Source organism: Pseudomonas sp. TMP9, from assembly GCF_037943105.1.
Taxonomy (GTDB): Bacteria; Pseudomonadota; Gammaproteobacteria; order Pseudomonadales; family Pseudomonadaceae; genus Aquipseudomonas.
This window is the reverse complement of record NZ_CP149803.1, coordinates 3,057,288-3,076,106: the sequence shown is the minus strand read 5'-3', so window position 1 is coordinate 3,076,106 and position 18,819 is coordinate 3,057,288. Positions and strand designations below refer to the sequence as shown.

Sequence of the window (18,819 nt, the reverse complement as noted above, 5' to 3'; positions counted from 1 at the left end):
TGTCTTGAGCAAAGCCGTCCTGTTATGATGAGCGCCCCCGATACACCTGGGGCAAAGACGCCGTATTTAACCACAAGCGTGTAGCCGAAACCAAAGGCTATGCCCCCGCCGTTGCCGAGCATGCCCTCTATTAATAAGCAGATCATTGAACTGAACGCCGAGGTGCCCTATGACATGGGCGGTCAACGCCTCGATCAAGTCGCCGCACTCCTGTTCGCCGAGCACTCGCGCTCGCGCCTGTCTGCCTGGATTAAAGAGGGTTTACTGACCGTCGATGGCGGTGTATTTCGTCCGCGTGACATTGTCCACGGCGGCTCGCTGCTGGCGCTCAAGGCTAAGCAGGAAGCCCAAGGCGAGTGGATTGCCCAAGACATTGCGTTGAATATCGTCTACGAAGATGAATTCATACTGGTTATCGATAAGCCTGCAGGCTTAGTCGTGCACCCGGCTGCCGGGCATGCCGATGGCACGCTGCTTAACGCGTTGCTGCATCATGTCCCCGACATCATTAATGTGCCGCGGGCGGGTATCGTCCATCGTTTGGACAAGGACACCACCGGTTTGATGGTGGTGGCCAAGACCATCGAAGCGCAGACCCGCCTGGTCGATCAGCTGCAAAAACGCACCGTTAGCCGTATTTATGAGTGCATCTCGATTGGTGTAATTACCGCTGGCGGCAAGATCAATGCGCCGATCGGCCGCAGTTCCTCGCAGCGCCAGCGCATGGCCGTCAGCGATGGCGGAAAGCCTGCGGTCAGCCACTACCGCGTGTTGGAACGCTACCGCTCGCATACCCATGTGCGGGTCAAGCTGGAAACGGGTCGTACTCACCAGATTCGTGTGCACATGAGTCATATCGGTTATCCGTTGGTGGGCGACCCAGTCTACGGCGGTCGTTTCCGCATTCCGCCTGCGGCTAATCCAAGCATGGTGCAGACGCTTAAAGAGTTTCCGCGTCAGGCCTTGCATGCGCGTTTCCTGGAGTTGGACCATCCGATTACGGGTGCGCGGATGAAATGGCAGTCGCCATTGCCGGATGACTTCGTTTGGTTGCTGACGCTGCTGCGCCAGGACCGTGAAGCTTTTATTGGTTAATAAGAGTTGGCTAACAAGAGCGGGGTGACAGCATGCACGACTGGTTGACTCCGCAATGGCCTGCGCCGGCCAAAGTAAAAACCTGCGTCACCACCCGCAGTGGTGGTATCAGCGCTGCGCCGTACGACAGTTTTAACCTCGGCGAGCATGTTGGCGATGACCCGAAAGCGGTTGTCAAAAACCGTCAGCGGTTGGTCAGCTTGCTGGGCTGTAAGCCGGCTTGGTTGAAGCAAGTGCATGGTGTGGCGGTGGTTGAGGCTGACCCTGCGCACGTGCTGGAAGCGGATGCCAGCTGGACTCACAAGCCGAACATAGCCTGTACGGTAATGACGGCAGATTGCTTGCCTGTGCTCTTTTGTGACCGCGCTGGCACCCGTGTTGCGGCGGCTCATGCCGGATGGCGTGGCCTAGCTGCAGGCGTGCTGGAAGCGACGCTGGCTAAGCTGGCGGTGCCGGCCGATCAAGTGTTGGTCTGGTTAGGGCCGGCGATTGGGCCGCAGGCGTTTGAGGTGGGTGCGGAGGTGCGTGAGGCCTTTGTAGCGCAGCATGCACAAACGGCAGGTGCATTCCAACCGAGTAGCCATGCCGATAAATACATGGCTGATATTTACCAGTTGGCGCGTATTCGTCTGGCTGCCTGTGGTATCGAAGCCGTTTATGGCGGTGATTTTTGTACCGTCACTGACCCGCGTTTCTTTTCCTATCGCCGCTCGGCGCAAACAGGTCGCTTTGCTAGCCTGATCTGGCTCGGCAACTGAGCCTTCAAACCAGCGCAGCCCTGTGCGGGCTTACGCTTTACTGATCCTCATCAACGCTGCGCGGCTTGAAACGCGCACAATTGGCCTCATCTATTCTTCATCACGCAGGCTTTTTGTTTGGGGGCGATTCAGTGTGCCGGCCTGCTTCCATCACCATGAGGGTTGATTGTTTATGCGCATTGATCGTTTAACCAGCAAGTTGCAGCTCGCGCTCTCGGATGCGCAATCGTTGGCCGTTGGCCTTGACCATGCCGCCATTGAGCCGCTGCACCTGATGCAGTCGTTGCTTGAGCAGCAGGGTGGCTCGATCAAGCCGCTGCTGATGCAGGTCGGTTTCGACGTCAACAGCTTGCGCGAGGCCTTCGGCAAAGAATTGGATCAACTGGGTAAAATCCAGAACCCCTCCGGTGATGTCAATCTGTCTCAAGACCTCGCGCGCTTGCTCAATCAGGCTGACCGTCTGTCGCAGCAAAAAGGTGATCAGTTTATCTCCAGCGAGCTGGTGCTCTTGGCCGCGATGGATGACAGCACCAAGCTGGGCAAGCTGCTGCTGGGCCAAGGGGTCAGCCGTAAAGCATTGGAAAATGCCGTGAGCAACCTGCGCGGCGGCGATGCAGTGAATGACCCTAATGTCGAAGAAAATCGCCAAGCGTTGGATAAGTACACCGTCGACCTGACCAAGCGCGCCGAAGAAGGCAAGCTGGACCCGGTGATCGGCCGCGATGATGAAATCCGCCGCACCATTCAGGTGTTGCAGCGCCGCACCAAGAACAACCCGGTACTGATCGGTGAGCCGGGCGTGGGTAAAACCGCGATTGCTGAGGGCTTAGCCCAGCGCATCGTTAATGGTGAAGTGCCGGATGGCCTGCGCGACAAGCGCGTGTTATCGCTGGACATGGGCACGTTGATCGCTGGAGCCAAGTTCCGTGGTGAATTTGAGGAACGCTTGAAAGCGGTGCTCAATGAGTTGGGCAAGCAGGAAGGTCGGATCATCCTGTTTATCGACGAGCTGCACACCATGGTCGGCGCCGGTAAAGGCGAGGGCTCGATGGATGCCGGCAATATGCTCAAGCCGGCGCTGGCCCGTGGCGAGCTGCACTGCGTGGGTGCGACCACGCTCAATGAGTACCGCCAGTACATCGAGAAAGATGCCGCGTTGGAACGACGCTTCCAAAAAGTGCTGGTCGATGAGCCAAGCGAAGAAGACACCATCGCCATCCTGCGCGGCTTAAAGGAGCGCTATGAGGTGCACCACAAGGTGGCGATTACTGATGGTGCGATTATCGCAGCGGCCAAACTGTCGCACCGCTACATCACTGACCGCCAGCTGCCAGATAAAGCCATCGACCTGATCGACGAAGCGGCCAGTCGTATTCGCATGGAAATCGACTCCAAGCCCGAAGTGCTTGATCGTCTTGAGCGCCGTTTGATTCAGCTTAAGGTGGAAGCGCAAGCGCTGAAGAAGGAAGACGACGAAGCCGCGATAAAGCGTTTGGCCAAGCTCAACGAAGACATTGCCCGTTTAGAGCGCGAATACGCCGACTTGGAAGAAATCTGGAAAGCGGAAAAAGCCGAGGTGCAGGGCTCTGCGCAGATTCAGCAAAAGATCGAGCAGTCGCGCCAAGAGCTTGAAGCGGCGCGGCGCAAAGGTGACCTCAATCGCATGGCCGAATTGCAGTATGGGGTGATCCCAGACTTGGAGCGCAGCCTGCAAATGGTCGACCAGCACGGTAAAAAAGACAATCAACTGCTGCGCAGCAAGGTCACTGAGGAAGAGATTGCCGAGGTGGTGTCGAAGTGGACCGGCATCCCCGTGAGCAAGATGCTGGAAGGTGAGCGCGACAAGCTGCTGAAAATGGAGGGCCTGTTGCACGAGCGCGTGATCGGTCAGGAAGAGGCCGTGGTTGCGGTATCCAATGCCGTGCGCCGTTCACGTGCGGGCTTGTCGGACCCGAACCGGCCGAGTGGCTCGTTCCTCTTTCTTGGCCCAACCGGGGTAGGTAAGACCGAGCTGTGTAAGGCGCTGGCTGAGTTTCTCTTCGACACCGAAGAGGCGCTGGTGCGCATTGATATGTCCGAATTTATGGAGAAGCACTCTGTGGCGCGCTTGATCGGTGCGCCGCCCGGCTATGTGGGTTACGAAGAAGGCGGTTACCTGACCGAAGCCGTGCGGCGCAAACCCTATTCGGTGATCCTGCTGGATGAGGTGGAAAAAGCTCACCCGGATGTCTTTAACGTGCTGCTGCAGGTGCTGGAGGATGGTCGCCTGACGGACAGCCATGGCCGCACCGTAGACTTTAAGAACACCGTGATCGTAATGACCTCCAACTTGGGTTCTGCGCAGATTCAAGAGTTGGTGGGTGATCGCGAGGCGCAGCGCGCCGCAGTGATGGACGCAGTCGGCACGCATTTCCGGCCGGAATTTATCAACCGCATTGATGAGGTGGTGATCTTCGAGCCGCTGGCCCGTGATCAAATTGCCGGTATTGCGCACATCCAATTAGGTCGCCTGCGCGAGCGGTTGGCTGAGCGCGAGTTGAGCCTGGAGTTGTCCACTGAAGCATTGGATAAGCTGGTTGCCGTCGGATACGACCCGGTTTATGGCGCTCGTCCGCTTAAGCGTGCGTTACAGCGCTGGGTTGAAAATCCTCTGGCCCAGTTGATTCTGGCGGGCAAGTTCGCCCCCGGCAGTTGCGTAACGGGCACGGTTGAGAACGATGAAATCGTTTTTAGCTAAACGGCGTTAGCCACAGCAGCGCCCTAAATAAAACACCCCGGTTTAACTCGCGCTAACCGGGGTGTTTTTTAGGGGCTATGCAATTGTCTGCGCGTGAGTCATGCGGCGCGGTCACCTGACGCGTGCGGCGCAGCAATTAGTAGGGCGGTTTAGGCGCATGGTCACGTTCTACCTATTGCCGCTTGCCCCGCTGCACCGCAACTCACACACGTTGTGCGGGCCAATCACTGCTTTACCGGTTACGCCGCTCAGGTATTGCCCAGTTACTCCATCAGTTCACTCTTGCGAGTAGAGCCTACGCTGGCCGCCTCACTTAACAAAAGCGGCCACCGAGCGCATGGCCTGGTTGCTGCCCTGATTAAAGATGCTTAAGCAGCACGTCCAGCGCCGCTGCTTGATCCTCAGCCAGGTCAATAATATGGAAACCCGCCCAGCAATGCTGGCCATCAGCCCCCGGGCGGCTCCACAAGCAGTCAGCCCCGAGGGTTATTTCGCTCACGCCCTCAATCGGCTGTTGGCTGACCAAGCGGCACTCCACCAGCTCGTCTGCGGGCAGTGGCGTATCGCTGAACAGCATAAAACCATCATCAGAAAGGTCGACGACGCGGCCTAGGCGTTGCCCAGTGCGTAAATCGAAAACTTCCAGCTGCAGGTCGGCGCTATGCCGGTTATGCAGACGACGTTCGTCATCCATTGCTATTCCTTATTCTTAGGTTTCAGCGGTGCGCCCGGTAAAGCGCTGCAGCACGCGATAAATAGCGGTAAGGGCGCGGTCCACTAATGGCGCGCCTCGTTCAGGGGTCACGATGCGCGCCAGCCCTTGTTCCATTTCACTGGCCAACTGGGTGAGTGGTTTGATCGCCACGCGCTGGCCACTTTGGTCGACAAACATATAATTGCGGGTTGTTGGGCTGAACCACGACAGCTTGAGCGTGCGCACCTGTTCGCCTGTGACGAACTCAAACCAAGTGCCGAACTCAATGTGCCCAAGTTCTTTGACCAAAGCCTGCGCCCGCGCCGAGAGCGTTGCTTCGCGCGGTGCCAAAGTGGCCAGCGCAGCGTCTTCACCCAGCATGGCGGCCAGTTGGCTTTCAGGCAGGTTAGGTTTGAGTTTGGCTGCCACCTGCGGTTGTTTGGCCTGCACGGCATATTGGCAGGCCACCATGTCCTGCAGCAGGCGACGAATGCCGTCTTCGTGGTAGCCGCCGAGCAACTCCAGGCCTTTGCGCATGTCTTCAAGCAGCGGCACGCGCAACTTTTGCAGGCGTTCACGGCCGGCCTCATCAAGCACGGTGCCACTCCAAGCCAGTTGCTCGGCCACCTCGCAGTCGCGTTGCCATTCAGGGCTGCGCTCACCATTGCGCAAAAGCACGAATACCAGCACATCGGCCCAAGTCAGTTCGAGAAAATTACGGATAATGGCCGGTGGCTGGCGATTGTTCAGGCAGTTAGCGATCACCTCGACCGCGTGCTGGCGTGCACCAAGCAGCTTGTCGCGCCCTTTAGCGGCTTCAACCGCGCGGCGCTCGCGCAGTTCAACCTTGTGCCTGAGCGTGGTGACGAATTCATTGAATTCATCCAGCAGGCTTTCAAACAGCTGCAAATCACCGGAAAAATCATGGATGACGCCTTCGACCACCCAGTGCATTTTGGCCAGTAACCCGCGCTCATCACCTTCACCGCCATACAGCACGCCGGCTTGGGCCATGCTGTTGAGCAGGCGACGTGCGGGGTGATGGTGTTGGGTGAACAGCGCTTTATCCTGCAGCGCCACCTTTAAGTAGGGCGTGTGCAGATGCGACAGCGTGGTTTTACAGCTATCGGGCAGGTTGTCGTCGTCCAGAATAAAGTCGAAGAGCATGCCGACTAAATCGATTACATCCGCTTCTTGATCCGAGACTTTTTGCTGGCCTGGCAGCTCGCTATGAGCTTCCAGTTGCTGCTGCAGATCGGCTTTAAGGCCCTCTACTTGCTGTGGGCTGTGCAGGCGTTGCGACAGGTCACTGGCCGACTGCTGCTGCATGCGGTTGAGTGCGTCGAGCAGGGCAGAAGCGCTGTAGGTGCTGGTCGCCTCGCGGGGGGTAAAGCTGGCAATGCTGCGGGTGCCGCCCAGTAAGGGGGCATCCACATCACGCTGGCGATGTTCGCCCAGCAGAGCGGCGAGATTACCCAGCAATTCCAATGGGTCATTCGGTGGTGGGCCGTTTAGGTCAGTAATGCCGGGTGGCTCGCTATTACCGATATTGCTGCTATAACCCGTCTGCCCGGCGAAGTGCGCGTGTCCGCTCGGCTGTGCAGCGCCGTTGTTGGTGTTGCCAGTTCTTTGTGCGTTGCTGTGCGCTGCCGTCTCAGTCTGTTGCTCTACCGTTTGCTCGGCGGCTGTTGTCTTCGGCCGCTCGGGTTGCTTGTTGCGCTGCGCGGTGTACTTAAGGTTGGGCAGTACGCCTGCATCGATCAGGCGCTGATTAAGCGCGGCGTAGATGCTGTCCAGGCTCTGCATGACATGGGTGTCAAACAACGTATAGAGGATGACCTTTATACGCAGCGGGAACGGGCAGGGGGCTAGGGCGTCCCGAAACGGCTGAGCAATCATCTGCGGGCCGAAAGGATTAATGTCCTCACCGAGCTTTTGCCCGTTATTGAGCAATGCCAGGCGCTGCTCCAAAGCAAATAAAGGTTGTGCGCAACGGGCCTTAACCCGGCTGACCATATTGATGACCTGCAGGCTCTCTTCATAATCCTCGTTTTGCACCAGCGCCATGTGCTCGGCGTCGAGGGTGCTGGTGACTGGAGCCGGCTTGAGCTTACCGTCGAGGAAGTCAGAGAAGCTTTGCGCGATTTGTTGGTGGTAGCTGCGCTCTATAAGAGGGCGCTGTTTGCGGATCTCACGCATGTTGTCGAAAAACAGCGTTTGCACCTGATTATTTTCGGCTTTCTCGGCGCACTCAAACAGCTCGTCGTCGACTTTAGCGAAGACCTCAATCAGCTGTTCGGCTAAGCGATTCATCACCAGCTTGCGGCAGCTTTGCACCAGCTCACCGAAGCGCGGTTGGATGCCGCGACTGGCAAGTGTCTGCGCAGAAGAGGGTGGGTTTGGTGGGGTGCCTTGGTTACTCATCGACTTTCCTGGCTGAGGCCTTACGGCTGGTGCGTCCTGCAGTGAACACAAACAGTGTGAAGATATAGCAGCCTGTCATACCGCTGCAAATCATTGTACTAAAAGCAATTTAAGGGGTTGACAGGTGAGCGCGAAAACGTAGAATAGCGCGCCTCAGATACGGGAAACGAATTAACAAGCGGCTCCAATATCTGAGAAAGGAAGCAAGTAGTTCCGCGATAGCTCAGTCGGTAGAGCAAATGACTGTTAATCATTGGGTCCCAGGTTCGAGTCCTGGTCGCGGAGCCAATCTTTCATCGGGGTATAGCGCAGCCCGGTAGCGCGCCTGCTTTGGGAGCAGGATGTCGGGAGTTCGAATCCCCCTACCCCGACCATTTTAGGGTCGTTAGCTCAGTTGGTAGAGCAGTTGGCTTTTAACCAATTGGTCGTAGGTTCGAATCCCACACGACCCACCATTTCAAGTCTGCTTGAAAGTAAAAAACCCGCCTAGTGCGGGTTTTTTATTGCCTGCGTTTTATCCGGCCAGTGCTCACGGTGTCGGTGGACAAGGCAGCGCCTTGTCCACGCGAGCCTTAATGCAGTTTCAGGCGTGGCTCTGTGCTTCTGCCAATCCGGTCGCCGAGTATCATCAGCAACGTGCGGGTTACACCATAAAGTGCGATTTGGTGCATGCGATAAAGTGAGACATAGAACATCCTGGCCAGCCAGCCTTCAAGCATGACGCTGCCAGTCAGGTTACCCATTAAGTTGCCCACCGCCGAAAACGTCGACAGCGAAATCAACGAGCCGTAATCGCGGTAGCGGTATTCCGTCAGGGGCTTACCTTCAATATGCAGTTTTAGGGATTTAGCCAGCAGGGAGGCCTGTTGATGCGCCGCTTGCGCGCGCGGCGGTACGTTGCGACCTTCGCTGCCGGGTTGTGGGCAGGCCGCACAGTCGCCAAAGGCGAAGATGTTATCGTCCAAGGTGGTTTGCAGGGTCAGTCGCACATGTAACTGGTTGATGCGATTACTTTCCAGGCCGTCCATCTCCTTGAGAAAGTCTGGCGCGCGGATGCCCGCTGCCCAGACTTTCAGCGTGGCTGGGATAACCTGGCCTTGCGCGGTATGCAACGCTTCGCGGGTTACCTGGCTGACGGCTGCGTCGGTGAGTACGGTAACGCCGAGCTTTTCCAGCGTCTTGCGCACGGGTTGGCTGATACGCTCCGGCAATGCCGGCAACACGCGCGGGCCAGCCTCGATCAACGTGATGCGCATGTTTTTTGGGCTGATACTGTCCAGTCCATAGGCGGCCAATTCGCGCGCGGCATGATGCAACTCGGCCGCTAGCTCGACGCCTGTGGCGCCGGCACCGACGATAGCCACGTCGATCAACTCGGTGGCTTCGCTCTGGCTGGCGTGGGCGCGCATGTAATGATTGAGCAATTGATGGTGAAAGCGCTCCGCCTGCTCGCGGGTATCAAGAAACAAGCAATGCTCGGCAGCGCCGGGGGTACCAAAGTCGTTGGTGGTGCTGCCCACCGCGATGACCAAGCTGTCATAACTCAACTCGCGCGCGGGCACCAAAACCTGGCCATGCTCATCTAAAGTGGCGGATAGGCTGACGCGCTGTTGCGCGCGGTTGAGGTCGCACATCCGTCCCAGCTGGAATTCAAAGTGATTCCACTTGGCTTGCGCCACGTAGTTCAATTCGTCGCCCGAGGAGTTCAGCGAGCCGGCCGCCACTTCGTGCAGCAGCGGTTTCCAGATATGTGTCAGGTTGGCATCGACCAATGTGATTTTAGCGTGGCCACGCTTGCCCAGTGTTCTACCCAGGCGGGTAGCCAGCTCCAGTCCGCCGGCACCGCCGCCGACAATTACGATTTTGTGAGGCATCAGACACGCTCATAAGGCTTTTAAGAAAACAGGGTGAGTGGTTCTGGGCGAGCGCTAAGCAGCTCATAGCACCAGTCGACTCAGCAGGCGGCTCAGCAGACCCAAGCTAATCGTGGTGAGCATGATGATCAGCAACAGCCGCCACACCTTGAACGGCTGGCGTTCAACCTGATGTTGCGGAGCGCTGAGGTATTGCTCGACACGTTTTTGATCATCAGGGTTCAGGCGACTGGACATGCGTGCCTCGAATAAAGGAGCCGCTTAGCGGCTGAGAGTAGGCGTATTTTAGCTGCGCAGCTTACAGCGGCTCAACGCGCAGGGTGTCGTTGAGGCGAATAATGCCGCTGTGCAGCACCCGTGCGTTAATTCCGCCGTGGCCGCGCATGGCCTGAAAGGTGCCGGTGCCAAGGCGCTCTTCCAGCTTAGCGCAAGGTTGGCACCAACCTGTGGTTTCCAGAATCGCCTGGCCGAGGCGAAAGCGCCGGCCCTTAAGGCTGAACAGGTTAATGCCACTGATCGCGATATTGCGGCGTAACTCGGCAGGTGTGATGGGCTGGTCATCCGCGCGGCCCATCAGGGCGCTGATTACTGCCAAGTGTTCCCACTGAATTAACGTGACTTGTCGGGCATTGCTCGGGCCTGGGCGGCTGTGGTCGCCTGTCAGGCCGGCTTCGCGGCGCACTTCGACAGCGTCCAACTCAAGCATCGCCGCGCGTGACGCTGGGCGAACGCCAATCCACCGCACGCAGCCTTGTTGCGGTACAGCCGACAGCAGTTCATGCGGGGCTCTCATAGGCTGACACCCACATCAAACAGCACGGAGCGGCCGAGGTTATTGCGCAAGAAATCTGGCGCGTCGGTGTGGGCGAAGAGCACGCGAGCAAACGTTGGTCCGATCAGCGACAACGACCGCCAGCCCTGCCGGAGAAACTCAGTCGGTGGTGGGAAGTGGCTGTTGAAATCTGGCACGGCGCGTTTCAAGTTGACGTAAGCCAGCAGGTCCAGCTCGCCCAAGTCGAGGCCGCGCTCCTTGTAGTTATGAGCTTTCTTGCGCAGGGTGGGCGTCAGCCGCTGCTGCAACTCGGCCACAGCGATGCGCTTGGGCTTAGCTTCACGTCGCACTAACTGGCTGAGGGAAAACGCGCTGCGCCGCCGCTCCACTTCCGCGCGCCATTCATCATTTAGACGGCGGCCCTCGTCGAGGACGAAGAACACCTCAAAGCTGGCGTCGCGGAACAACACGTCAGGCGGCTCATGGCCAGCGGCGCTGAACTCATCTAACCGATGGCTCACATTCAAGGCCTGCAGCAGGCGCTGGCAAACCCAGCGCTCGCGCTCCCATTTACGGGCATTGGAGAGGAAGGCGTTGGCTTGTTCGGCTTGGTGCGTCAGCAGGCGCAGGTAATCAGAGTCATCCATGCCGCCCAGCTTAGCCTGCGCGGTTGGCTTGTTGGTACCCCTCGGCGAGGCTTGTTTCAGGCTTTTTAACGATGGCTTGGGCGGAGGGGGTGGCAGCGGTTGTAGACTGGTTGCGTCTGCCACGATTGCATGAGGTTGTTCTAGATGATCGCCGCACACTTGCTGTCTTCCACCAGTCAGATAGTCGGCTGGCTGATTTATGTGCCGCTGCTGTGTTGGGCCATCTGGCGAACCCCATGGGTCGAGCTGGCCAGCGATGTGCGCCGCCAGCACTTGCTCGGCGGTACGGCGGTCGCGTTGTTTGTGCTGTGGTTGGTGCGCCGCGATTTCGACTCGGGCCTGTCTTATCACTTTATCGGCATGACGGCCGTGACCTTGTTACTGGACTGGCCGCTGGCCATGCTGGTGGGCCTGATCGCCCAGCTGGGTTTACTTGCACTGGGTAAGCATGACCTTGCTGCGCTGGGTATTAATGGTGTGTTGTTGGTGGTGATCCCCGTGTGGGTGACCGAAGCCTGCGCGCTTTGGGTTGAGAAGAAAAAACCGAGCAATCTATTCGTTTACATCTTTTTCAATGGCTTCTTTGCAGCAGCACTGGCGACATTACTGTGTATCGTTGCGGCCTTCGCCCTGCTGTGGATGGATGGCTTATTCCCCATGCCGCCCTGGCTGGAAGATTTTATCGGCTACCTCTGGCTGGTGATTTTCCCCGAGGCATTTATCAACGGCATGCTGGTGACGGCGTTGGTGGTGTTTTATCCAGACTGGCTGGAAACCTTCAACCGCACGCGCTATCTCGCCGCGCCCTGGAAGGATGATGATCCGCAGCGCTGATGGCGCAACCTTCAGCACCTCGATTGGCTTATCAGGGTTGATCCAGATCAACCCGGGCCAGTTGCTTTGCGCCATCGTTCACGCATCAGTCTGGAGGGCAGGATATGAGCGTACACCAGTGGGCAAGACATGCAGTCGAGCAGAATTTGCAGGGCATCGACGCGGAGGGCTTTGATCAAGCCATGGCATTGCGGGCACTGCTTAGCGCGGTGATAGAACGCAGCCGCGCTGGGCGAAGTACAGCAGACTTGGCTGCAGAGCTGCAGTTCATCGCCGAAAATCTGGATGAAGAGCGTGATTACAGCTTTATGCGGCCTTGATTTGGCAGCGCCGTGTTGGGCTTCGGCGCCGCTCAGCGAACGAGGCATGTGCTCTGCGCTGCTAGTGCTCGCGCGGCGGTAGTTCGCCAGAGAATAGATCGTCTTCCAGTGGGTTGCCGGCAATCGCGTGCTCTTCCGAGGCCCAAGCACCGAGGTCAACCAGCTTGCAACGTTCCGAGCAGAAGGGTCGGCTCGGGCTTTGCGGGCCCCACTCGACGGGCGCGTTGCAAGTCGGGCAAGGGATTAAGGTGGGCGTGCTCATGCTTGGCCTCCGCGTAATGTCAGATAAAAGGTGTGCAGCCGTTCCACTTCAGCTTGCAGTCCGTGCAGGCCTTGGTCGTTAAGCAATACATCCTGTGCATGGCGCAGGCGCTCTTCGCGGCTGGCTTGGGCCTGGAGAATAGCCTGCACTTGATCGCTGGAGCTTTGGTCGCGGGCCATGGTGCGCTCTAGTTGCAGGTGCTCGGGCGCGTCCACCACCAGTATGCGCTGCGTCAGTCGGTACTGGCCGGACTCAATCAGCAGCGGCGACACCAAAATGGCATAGGGCGACTCGGCGCGCGCCAGGTACTGGATGATTTCCTGACCGATCAGCGGGTGTAGCAACGCCTCCAGCCAGCGCCGCTCAGCCGCATCGGCAAACACTCTGTGGCGCAATGCTGTGCGATCAAGTTGGCCATCGGCCTGCAACACCTCTGCGCCAAAGTGCTCGACGATTTTTGCCAGCGCTGGCTTGCCAGGTTCAACCACCCAGCGCGCAGCATGATCGGCGTCGACCAGATGCACGCCGAGGTCGATAAAGTGCTGAGCAACAGCACTCTTACCGCTGCCAATGCCGCCAGTAAGGCCAAGAATCCAGGGTTTTGTACTCAAGGTGCGGGCTCGCGTCGGTCATTCAAAGGCGCGATTGTAGGGCGGATTCAGCAGTGAAGCGAACACTCCGCCACTAGCCCATCACGTAGGATGGATTAGCCGCAGGCGTAATCCGTCAGCGCCGCGCAGTCGTAGCCCGGATGCAATCCGGGAAATAACAAGACAATCCCCGGATTGCATCCGGGCTACGGCGTTTTAAAGTCCAGGCAACGTCGCCCGGCGCCATGCCACCAATATGCGCGGCAAACGACGCAAGCTCCTTCGGCGATTGCATCCTACAAATCCGCACTCCGCCTCCACCCCATTACGTAGGATGGATTAGCCGTAGGCGTAATCCGTCAGCACCGCGCAGTCGTAGCCCGGATGCAATCCGGGAAACAGCAAGGCAATCCCCGGATTGCATCCGGGCTACAGCGTTCTAGAAACCAGCTATCTGCAGGTAGCTGGTGGTGATTTGCTCGCCCCAGAGCAGGGCAATCCAGCCGGCTATAGCTAGGTAGGGGCCGAAGGGGATGGGCGCGCTGGTTTCGGCGTTGCGCAGGCGGAGCATAATCAGGCCTAGTACCGCACCGACAATTGAGGACAGCAGGATGGTCAGCGGCAAGACCTGCCAGCCGCCCCACGCGCCCAGCATGGCCAGTAGTTTGAAGTCGCCATAACCCATGCCTTCCTTGCCCGTCACCAGCTTAAACAGCCAATACACCGACCATAAGCTCAGGTAACCCGCAACCGCGCCCCAGAGTGCATTTTCCAAGCTGGTAAACAAACCAAAGCTATTGGCAATCAAACCAAGCCACAGCAGCGGCAATACCAATGAGTCCGGCAACACTTGATGATCAACATCGATCAAGCTCATCGCCAGCAAACCCCAAGTCAGCACCAGCATCGCGCCGGCCTGCCAGGTAAAACCGAAATGCCAGGCGATATAAGCCGATAGCACACCGCAGGTCAGCTCAACCAGCGGGTATCGCAGGCTGATCGGCGCTTTGCAGCTGGCGCATTTGCCGCGCAAAAACAGATAACTGATAACCGGGATATTTTCCCATGGCTTTATTTCGTGGGCGCAGTGTGGGCACTGCGAATTAGGCAGTACTAAGTTGAATATTTCAGACTGGGTTTCGCCAGGTAATTCCAATATCTCACGGGCCTGCTCGCGCCAATCGCGTTGCATCATTTTCGGCAGGCGATAAATCACCACATTGAGGAAGCTGCCGACCAGCAAGCCGATTAGCAGCGCGCATAAAACAAAGGCCAGCACATGGCTGGCCAAAAAGTCGATGACGGACATAAGTTAAACAACAGCACCCAGTTGGAAGATAGGCAGGTACATGGCAATGATCAGGCCGCCGACCAGCACGCCGAGCACTGACATAATCAGCGGTTCCATAAGGCTGGTCAAACCGTCCACAGCGTTATCCACCTCAGCCTCATAATAGCTGGCGACTTTGTCCAGCATCATGTCCAGCGCGCCGGACTCTTCACCAATGGCAGTCATCTGGATGGCCATTGAAGGGAATACTGCCGTGCTGCGCATGGAGAAGTTCAGCTGCATACCGGCGCTGACATCTTGCTTGATTTTATTCACAGCATTCTTAAACACGATATTACCAGTGGCGCCGGCTACAGAATCCAGCGCTTCTACCAGCGGCACACCGGCGGCGAAGGTGGTGGCCAGGGTGCGGGCATACCGAGCAACAGATGACTTGTAGATGATGTCACCGACAATCGGCGCTTTCAGTGCCGTGCGGTCGAGCCAGTTACGGAGTTTTTCCGAGCGTTTCTTGGTCTCAACAAAAGTAAAACCTACAGCGAAGAAACCAACCAGAATGATAAACCACCATTTTTGAAGCCCTTGAGAAATACCGATTACAAACTGCGTAAAGGCCGGCAGTTCAGCGCCAAAGTTAGCAAATACCGACTCGAATTGCGGCACCACTTTGATCAGCAAAATAGCCGACACAATCACCGCCACCAATACTACTGCGATGGGGTAATTCATCGCTTTTTTGATTTTTGACTTGAGTGCTTCGGTCTTTTCTTTGTAGGTTGCAACGCGATCCAGTAGGTTTTCCAGTGCGCCTGCTTGCTCGCCGGCATCGACCAAGTTGCAAAATAGATCATCAAAATATTCAGGTCGAGTTCGCAGGGAGGCCGCAAAGCTATTACCGGCTGCTACATGCTGTTTGATGTCATCCACCAGCTTGCGCATGTTCGGGTTGTCCACACCCTCGGCAATAATGTCAAAGGACTGCAGCAGCGGTACGCCAGCCTTCATCATCGTGGCCATTTGCCGGGCAAACAGCGCAATGTCCATGGGTTTAATCTTTTTCCCCGCGCTGAACAGCGAGGCAGACTTTTTGCGGACCTTGGTTGGGTTAATGCCCTGCTTACGCAGCTGCGCTTTGACCAAGGCGGGGTTCTGGCCGCTGACTTCACCTTTTATTTTGGCACCCTGCTTGTTGGTGCCTTCCCAGGCAAAGGTGCTGGTTTTTAGTGCTTTAACAGCCATCAGTTAGTCCTTTGTCACTCGGTTCACTTCAGCGAGGCTGGTCACGCCTTGCATGGCCTTCAGCAAGGCTGAGGTTCGCAGGTCATTAAAGCCGTCTTTGCGCATCTGGATGGAGATATCAATCGAGTTGCCTTCTTCCATGATAATCCGTTGCAGGGCAGGCGTGTTTTTAACCACTTCATAAATTCCGACACGGCCTTTGTAACCGCCGTTGCAATTTTCGCAGCCCACCGGCTCGTAAATTTTAAAGGTGCCGATCTTGTCTTCCGGGAAGCCTTCCTCTAACAGGGCCTCGCGGGGGATCTGGATTTCCTTCTTGCAGCTGCTGCACAGCTTGCGCGCCAAACGTTGGGCGATGATCAGATTCACCGAGGTGGCGATGTTAAACGACGGTACGCCCATATTGCGCAGGCGGGTCAGGGTTTCTGCGGCGCTGTTGGTGTGCAGGGTCGACATCACCATGTGTCCGGTTTGTGCGGCCTTGATGGCAATAGAGGCGGTATCCAGGTCACGAATCTCCCCGACCATGATGATGTCCGGGTCTTGCCGTAGGAAGGATTTCAGTGCGGCGGTAAAGTCCATGCCCTGCTTGGGGTTGACGTTGACCTGGTTAATGCCCTCGAGGTTGATCTCCACAGGGTCTTCCGCCGTGGAGATATTCACGTCCGTGGTGTTGAGAATATTCAAGCCGGTGTACAGCGATACGGTTTTGCCGGAGCCGGTGGGGCCCGTGACCAAAATCATGCCCTGCGGTTGCTTGAGTGCGGCCATGTAAAGCGCTTTTTGCGACTCTTCATAACCCAGCGCATCAATGCCCATCTGTGCGCTGGCGGAATCGAGAATCCGCATGACGATCTTTTCGCCCCACAGCGTTGGGCAGGTGCTGACGCGAAAGTCGATGGATTTAGTTTTCGAGATGCGCATCTTGATGCGCCCATCCTGCGGCCTGCGCCGCTCGGAAATATCCAAGCCGGCCATTACTTTCAAGCGCGCAGAGATGCGTGGCGAGAGCTGGATGGGTGGGCGGGCGATTTCTTGCAAAATACCATCGGTGCGAAAGCGCACCCGGTAGGTCTTCTCATAAGGCTCAAAGTGCAGGTCGGAGGAGCCTTTTTTGATGGCGTCGAGCAGCATCTTATTTACAAAGCGCACCACCGGCGCGTCATCGGCGGAGTTGCCGTCGCCCGTAACTTCCTTGTCATCACTGACGGCCTCAACATCTAGGCCGTCTAAATCAACGTCTGCCAAGTCCTCCATACCGCTGCCGGTGGAATCAAAAAATTTCTCGATGGCGTCACCGAGTTTGTCATCCTCGACCAGAATCGACTCGGTGTTCATCCCGGTGCTGAACTGAACGTCGGTGATGGCTTGGTGGTTGGTGGGGTCGGATACCGCGACAAACAGCTTGTTGCCCCGCCGCCACAGCGGCAGGACGCGGTGCTGACGAATCAGCTTTTCGGTTACCAGCTCTTTTGGCTGGCTTTCTTTGTCGATGGCATTCAGGTCAACAAAGGACACACCAAATTGCTCGCTGGCCAGTTCGGCCAATACTCGGCTCTTCACCAGCTTGTTCTGCACCAGGTAGGTCACCAGCGACAGCTTATTGCGCTGCGCTTGGGCTTGCGCCTGTTGCGCGGTTTTTTCATCCAGCAGTTCTGCTAACACCATCTGCCGGGCCAGGCCGGTAAGGGACACGCTATCGTTCATCACAGGCTCCATAACAATGCATGCCTTATAGCCTAGATAATTGTGGCGTGCCAAACCCAAAGCGGGTAGGTGACAAAAAATGGCAGTTAGTGCCGGCGCTTTGAGAGTGGCTTGTCAGCATGCTTATCCCCGAGCCAAGGTTGCCGGTGTGTTTGGAGTTGGCATGCGAGCTGCATTGTCAAAAGTAGGTCGTCGACCTATACACACTAAGGAGATGCTTCTATGAAAGCTCAAATGCAGAAAGGCTTTACCCTGATTGAACTGATGATTGTTGTAGCGATTATCGGTATTTTGGCTGCTGTTGCACTTCCGGCTTATCAGGATTACACCACTCGCGCCCGTGTAACTGAGGGTTTGAACCTGGCGTCATCCGCCAAGATTAACGTTGCAGACGTTTTGGCTTCTGGCAATCCCGGTGCTGATGCTCTTGGTTATAACATCGGCTACACCAGCCCTGCTGCCACACGTAACACGACTAGCGTCAATATCACTGCGGCTACTGGCGTGATTACGATAACAACAACTGCTGCTGCTGGTGGCGGCACTATTATCATGACCCCGAACGCTCCTGTAGGTACTATTCTGCCTGTAGGTACCGCAGCATTTACGCCACCAGCTGAAGCTGTTTCCTGGCGCTGCATGGCTGCTGGTGCTGCCGCCGCTGGTTTTGGTGGTACCGCTGCAGGTACTTTGCCAGCGCGTTTTGCTCCTGCAGAATGCAAGTAATTTGCTTGTTGTGAAAAGAGCGCTTCGGCGCTCTTTTTTTTCGAGGTAAGAGTGTGGCTTTAATTACAAGATTTCATTCTGCCGCCGCCGCTAGTGGTATGCATTTGTTGGCGAGTCTTTTTGTTGCTGTGTGCTGCGCGGCATTGGTTTTTGGTCTTTGGTACCCGTTCCCGTACTCAGACTTGGCAGGAGGGAAAGAGCTTTTTTTTCTGGTAGTGGCTGTGGATGTAGTTTGCGGTCCTTTGCTGACTTTTTTGATTTTTAATCCCGCTAAGCCTAGGGTTGAGTTGTACGTTGATATTGCTTTAATCGTTTTATTGCAAGTTGGGGCGTTAGCCTATGGCTTATTCTCTATCGTGGAAGCTCGTCCGGTTTTTCTGGCCTTTGAAGGAGATCAGTTTAAGGTTGTAAGTGTCCCTGATGTGCAGTTCGAAGATATAAATTCTGCCCCGCCAAGCTTGCGGAAATTTAGCCTCACTGGCCCTGTGCTGATCGGTGTTAAATTATCATCTCCGTCAGATAGTGATTATGTTGATAGTATCAAGTTAGCCTTAAATGGTTTACCGCCTGCTTTTAGGCCTGCTCGATGGGTTGATTTTGATTCGCAAAGCGAGCAAGTGGTTAAGTTAGCAGTTCCACTTGCTGAGTTGCGTAAGAAGCACCCGCTTAAGCAGAATGTTATTGATGAAGCGCTCGTCGCTTCTGGGTTGTCTGAAGGCGATCTTGGATATTTGCCTTTGACAGTGAGTGGGCGTAGTGATTGGGTTGTAATTGTATCGCTCGTTGATGGGATGCCTAGGCTCTATTTACCCTTAGATGGTTGGTAGGCTTGAGCGAATTGCTCTGGAA

18 protein-coding genes and 3 tRNA genes are annotated in these 18,819 nt (G+C 56.5%); 10 read left to right on the top strand and 11 right to left on the bottom strand.

Annotated elements, in window-relative coordinates; genetic code table 11:
• Positions 1-120 precede the first annotated feature (120 nt).
• The 3 genes from rluD (at position 121) to clpB (ending at position 4,590) form a co-directional block, all read left to right on the top strand.
• Positions 121-1,095 (top strand): 23S rRNA pseudouridine(1911/1915/1917) synthase RluD, encoded by a 975-nt coding sequence (gene rluD, locus WF513_RS14610; RefSeq protein WP_339080114.1) that lies wholly within the window; start codon positions 121-123, stop codon positions 1,093-1,095.
• Between the two features lie 32 nt (positions 1,096-1,127).
• The gene (pgeF, locus tag WF513_RS14605) at positions 1,128-1,853 is read left to right on the top strand and encodes a peptidoglycan editing factor PgeF (protein ID WP_339080113.1); all 726 of its coding nucleotides are present in this window, start codon (positions 1,128-1,130) and stop codon (positions 1,851-1,853) included.
• Between the two features lie 172 nt (positions 1,854-2,025).
• Positions 2,026-4,590, top strand: a complete 2,565-nt coding sequence (clpB, locus tag WF513_RS14600) for an ATP-dependent chaperone ClpB (RefSeq protein ID WP_339080112.1) — start codon at positions 2,026-2,028, stop codon at positions 4,588-4,590.
• Between the two features lie 358 nt (positions 4,591-4,948).
• Here clpB and WF513_RS14595 read toward each other — a convergent pair whose 3' ends face one another.
• Both WF513_RS14595 and WF513_RS14590 read right to left on the bottom strand, forming a co-directional pair.
• On the bottom strand, positions 4,949-5,284 hold the full coding sequence (locus WF513_RS14595) for a PilZ domain-containing protein (RefSeq protein WP_339080111.1): 336 nt from the start codon (positions 5,282-5,284) through the stop codon (positions 4,949-4,951).
• Between the two features lie 15 nt (positions 5,285-5,299).
• Positions 5,300-7,708 carry a DUF1631 domain-containing protein gene (locus WF513_RS14590; protein ID WP_339080110.1) on the bottom strand — a complete coding sequence of 803 codons (2,409 nt, stop codon included), beginning with the start codon at positions 7,706-7,708 and terminating at the stop codon, positions 5,300-5,302.
• A 212-nt stretch (positions 7,709-7,920) separates the two neighbouring features.
• Between WF513_RS14590 and WF513_RS14585 the strand changes: the two genes are divergently transcribed.
• The 3 genes from WF513_RS14585 to WF513_RS14575 all read left to right on the top strand — a co-directional run bounded on the left by WF513_RS14585 (position 7,921) and on the right by WF513_RS14575 (position 8,163).
• Positions 7,921-7,996 (top strand) — tRNA-Asn (locus tag WF513_RS14585).
• A gap of 9 nt (positions 7,997-8,005) precedes the next feature.
• Positions 8,006-8,082: transfer RNA gene (locus tag WF513_RS14580), tRNA-Pro, on the top strand.
• Positions 8,083-8,087: 5 nt separating this feature from the next.
• Positions 8,088-8,163 (top strand) — tRNA-Lys (locus WF513_RS14575).
• A gap of 117 nt (positions 8,164-8,280) precedes the next feature.
• Here the strand turns inward: WF513_RS14575 and WF513_RS14570 are convergent.
• From WF513_RS14570 to WF513_RS14555, 4 genes are all read right to left on the bottom strand, one after another.
• The gene (locus WF513_RS14570; protein WP_339080109.1) at positions 8,281-9,582 is read right to left on the bottom strand and encodes an NAD(P)/FAD-dependent oxidoreductase; all 1,302 of its coding nucleotides are present in this window, start codon (positions 9,580-9,582) and stop codon (positions 8,281-8,283) included.
• A 63-nt stretch (positions 9,583-9,645) separates the two neighbouring features.
• Positions 9,646-9,819: a DUF3094 family protein gene (locus tag WF513_RS14565; RefSeq protein ID WP_339080108.1), complete on the bottom strand. Its 174-nt coding sequence runs from the start codon at positions 9,817-9,819 to the stop codon at positions 9,646-9,648.
• Positions 9,820-9,880: 61 nt separating this feature from the next.
• The gene (locus WF513_RS14560; RefSeq protein WP_339080107.1) at positions 9,881-10,375 is read right to left on the bottom strand and encodes an MOSC domain-containing protein; all 495 of its coding nucleotides are present in this window, start codon (positions 10,373-10,375) and stop codon (positions 9,881-9,883) included.
• Entirely contained in the window at positions 10,372-11,001 is a 630-nt protein-coding gene (locus WF513_RS14555; RefSeq protein WP_339080106.1) for a DUF1780 domain-containing protein, read from the bottom strand. Before WF513_RS14555 ends, WF513_RS14560 begins: the two co-directional genes overlap by 4 nt.
• A 144-nt stretch (positions 11,002-11,145) precedes the next feature.
• Here WF513_RS14555 and WF513_RS14550 point away from each other — a divergent pair, with 144 nt between their 5' ends.
• Both WF513_RS14550 and WF513_RS14545 read left to right on the top strand, forming a co-directional pair.
• Positions 11,146-11,835: an energy-coupling factor ABC transporter permease gene (locus WF513_RS14550; protein ID WP_339080105.1), complete on the top strand. Its 690-nt coding sequence runs from the start codon at positions 11,146-11,148 to the stop codon at positions 11,833-11,835.
• A gap of 104 nt (positions 11,836-11,939) precedes the next feature.
• Positions 11,940-12,155 carry a hypothetical protein gene (locus WF513_RS14545; RefSeq protein WP_339080104.1) on the top strand — a complete coding sequence of 72 codons (216 nt, stop codon included), beginning with the start codon at positions 11,940-11,942 and terminating at the stop codon, positions 12,153-12,155.
• Positions 12,156-12,216: 61 nt separating this feature from the next.
• Here the strand turns inward: WF513_RS14545 and yacG are convergent, their stop codons facing one another.
• From yacG to pilB, 5 genes are all read right to left on the bottom strand, one after another.
• Positions 12,217-12,417 carry a DNA gyrase inhibitor YacG gene (gene yacG, locus WF513_RS14540; RefSeq protein WP_339080103.1) on the bottom strand — a complete coding sequence of 67 codons (201 nt, stop codon included), beginning with the start codon at positions 12,415-12,417 and terminating at the stop codon, positions 12,217-12,219.
• Entirely contained in the window at positions 12,414-13,028 is a 615-nt protein-coding gene (gene coaE / locus WF513_RS14535) for a dephospho-CoA kinase (protein ID WP_339080102.1), read from the bottom strand. Before coaE ends, yacG begins: the two co-directional genes overlap by 4 nt.
• Before the next feature lie 418 nt (positions 13,029-13,446).
• Entirely contained in the window at positions 13,447-14,316 is an 870-nt protein-coding gene (locus tag WF513_RS14530; RefSeq protein ID WP_339080101.1) for an A24 family peptidase, read from the bottom strand.
• 3 nt (positions 14,317-14,319) lie between these two features.
• Positions 14,320-15,537, bottom strand: coding sequence for a type II secretion system F family protein (locus tag WF513_RS14525; RefSeq protein ID WP_339080100.1), 1,218 nt, complete (start codon positions 15,535-15,537; stop codon positions 14,320-14,322).
• Between the two features lie 3 nt (positions 15,538-15,540).
• On the bottom strand, positions 15,541-17,244 hold the full coding sequence (gene pilB, locus WF513_RS14520; RefSeq protein WP_339080099.1) for a type IV-A pilus assembly ATPase PilB: 1,704 nt from the start codon (positions 17,242-17,244) through the stop codon (positions 15,541-15,543).
• A 222-nt stretch (positions 17,245-17,466) separates the two neighbouring features.
• On the opposite strand from pilB, the gene WF513_RS14515 reads away from it, so the two are divergent.
• Positions 17,467-17,970: a pilin gene (locus WF513_RS14515; RefSeq protein ID WP_339080098.1), complete on the top strand. Its 504-nt coding sequence runs from the start codon at positions 17,467-17,469 to the stop codon at positions 17,968-17,970.
• Between the two features lie 53 nt (positions 17,971-18,023).
• Positions 18,024-18,797 carry a TfpX/TfpZ family type IV pilin accessory protein gene (gene tfpZ, locus WF513_RS14510; RefSeq protein ID WP_339080097.1) on the top strand — a complete coding sequence of 258 codons (774 nt, stop codon included), beginning with the start codon at positions 18,024-18,026 and terminating at the stop codon, positions 18,795-18,797.
• Positions 18,798-18,819 lie beyond the last annotated feature (22 nt).

What these genes read in the sequence shown, in the direction of transcription:
- rluD (WP_339080114.1), top strand. Translation starts at nt 121, where the DNA reads ATGCCCTCTATTAATAAGCAGATCATTGAACTGAACGCCGAGGTGCCC.
- pgeF (WP_339080113.1), top strand. Translation starts at nt 1,128, where the DNA reads ATGCACGACTGGTTGACTCCGCAATGGCCTGCGCCGGCCAAAGTAAAA.
- clpB (WP_339080112.1), top strand. Translation starts at nt 2,026, where the DNA reads ATGCGCATTGATCGTTTAACCAGCAAGTTGCAGCTCGCGCTCTCGGAT.
- WF513_RS14595 (WP_339080111.1), bottom strand. Translation starts at nt 5,284, where the DNA reads ATGGATGACGAACGTCGTCTGCATAACCGGCATAGCGCCGACCTGCAG.
- WF513_RS14590 (WP_339080110.1), bottom strand. Translation starts at nt 7,708, where the DNA reads ATGAGTAACCAAGGCACCCCACCAAACCCACCCTCTTCTGCGCAGACA.
- WF513_RS14570 (WP_339080109.1), bottom strand. Translation starts at nt 9,582, where the DNA reads ATGCCTCACAAAATCGTAATTGTCGGCGGCGGTGCCGGCGGACTGGAG.
- WF513_RS14565 (WP_339080108.1), bottom strand. Translation starts at nt 9,819, where the DNA reads ATGTCCAGTCGCCTGAACCCTGATGATCAAAAACGTGTCGAGCAATAC.
- WF513_RS14560 (WP_339080107.1), bottom strand. Translation starts at nt 10,375, where the DNA reads ATGAGAGCCCCGCATGAACTGCTGTCGGCTGTACCGCAACAAGGCTGC.
- WF513_RS14555 (WP_339080106.1), bottom strand. Translation starts at nt 11,001, where the DNA reads ATGGATGACTCTGATTACCTGCGCCTGCTGACGCACCAAGCCGAACAA.
- WF513_RS14550 (WP_339080105.1), top strand. Translation starts at nt 11,146, where the DNA reads ATGATCGCCGCACACTTGCTGTCTTCCACCAGTCAGATAGTCGGCTGG.
- WF513_RS14545 (WP_339080104.1), top strand. Translation starts at nt 11,940, where the DNA reads ATGAGCGTACACCAGTGGGCAAGACATGCAGTCGAGCAGAATTTGCAG.
- yacG (WP_339080103.1), bottom strand. Translation starts at nt 12,417, where the DNA reads ATGAGCACGCCCACCTTAATCCCTTGCCCGACTTGCAACGCGCCCGTC.
- WF513_RS14530 (WP_339080101.1), bottom strand. Translation starts at nt 14,316, where the DNA reads ATGTCCGTCATCGACTTTTTGGCCAGCCATGTGCTGGCCTTTGTTTTA.
- WF513_RS14525 (WP_339080100.1), bottom strand. Translation starts at nt 15,537, where the DNA reads ATGGCTGTTAAAGCACTAAAAACCAGCACCTTTGCCTGGGAAGGCACC.
- pilB (WP_339080099.1), bottom strand. Translation starts at nt 17,244, where the DNA reads ATGAACGATAGCGTGTCCCTTACCGGCCTGGCCCGGCAGATGGTGTTA.
- WF513_RS14515 (WP_339080098.1), top strand. Translation starts at nt 17,467, where the DNA reads ATGAAAGCTCAAATGCAGAAAGGCTTTACCCTGATTGAACTGATGATT.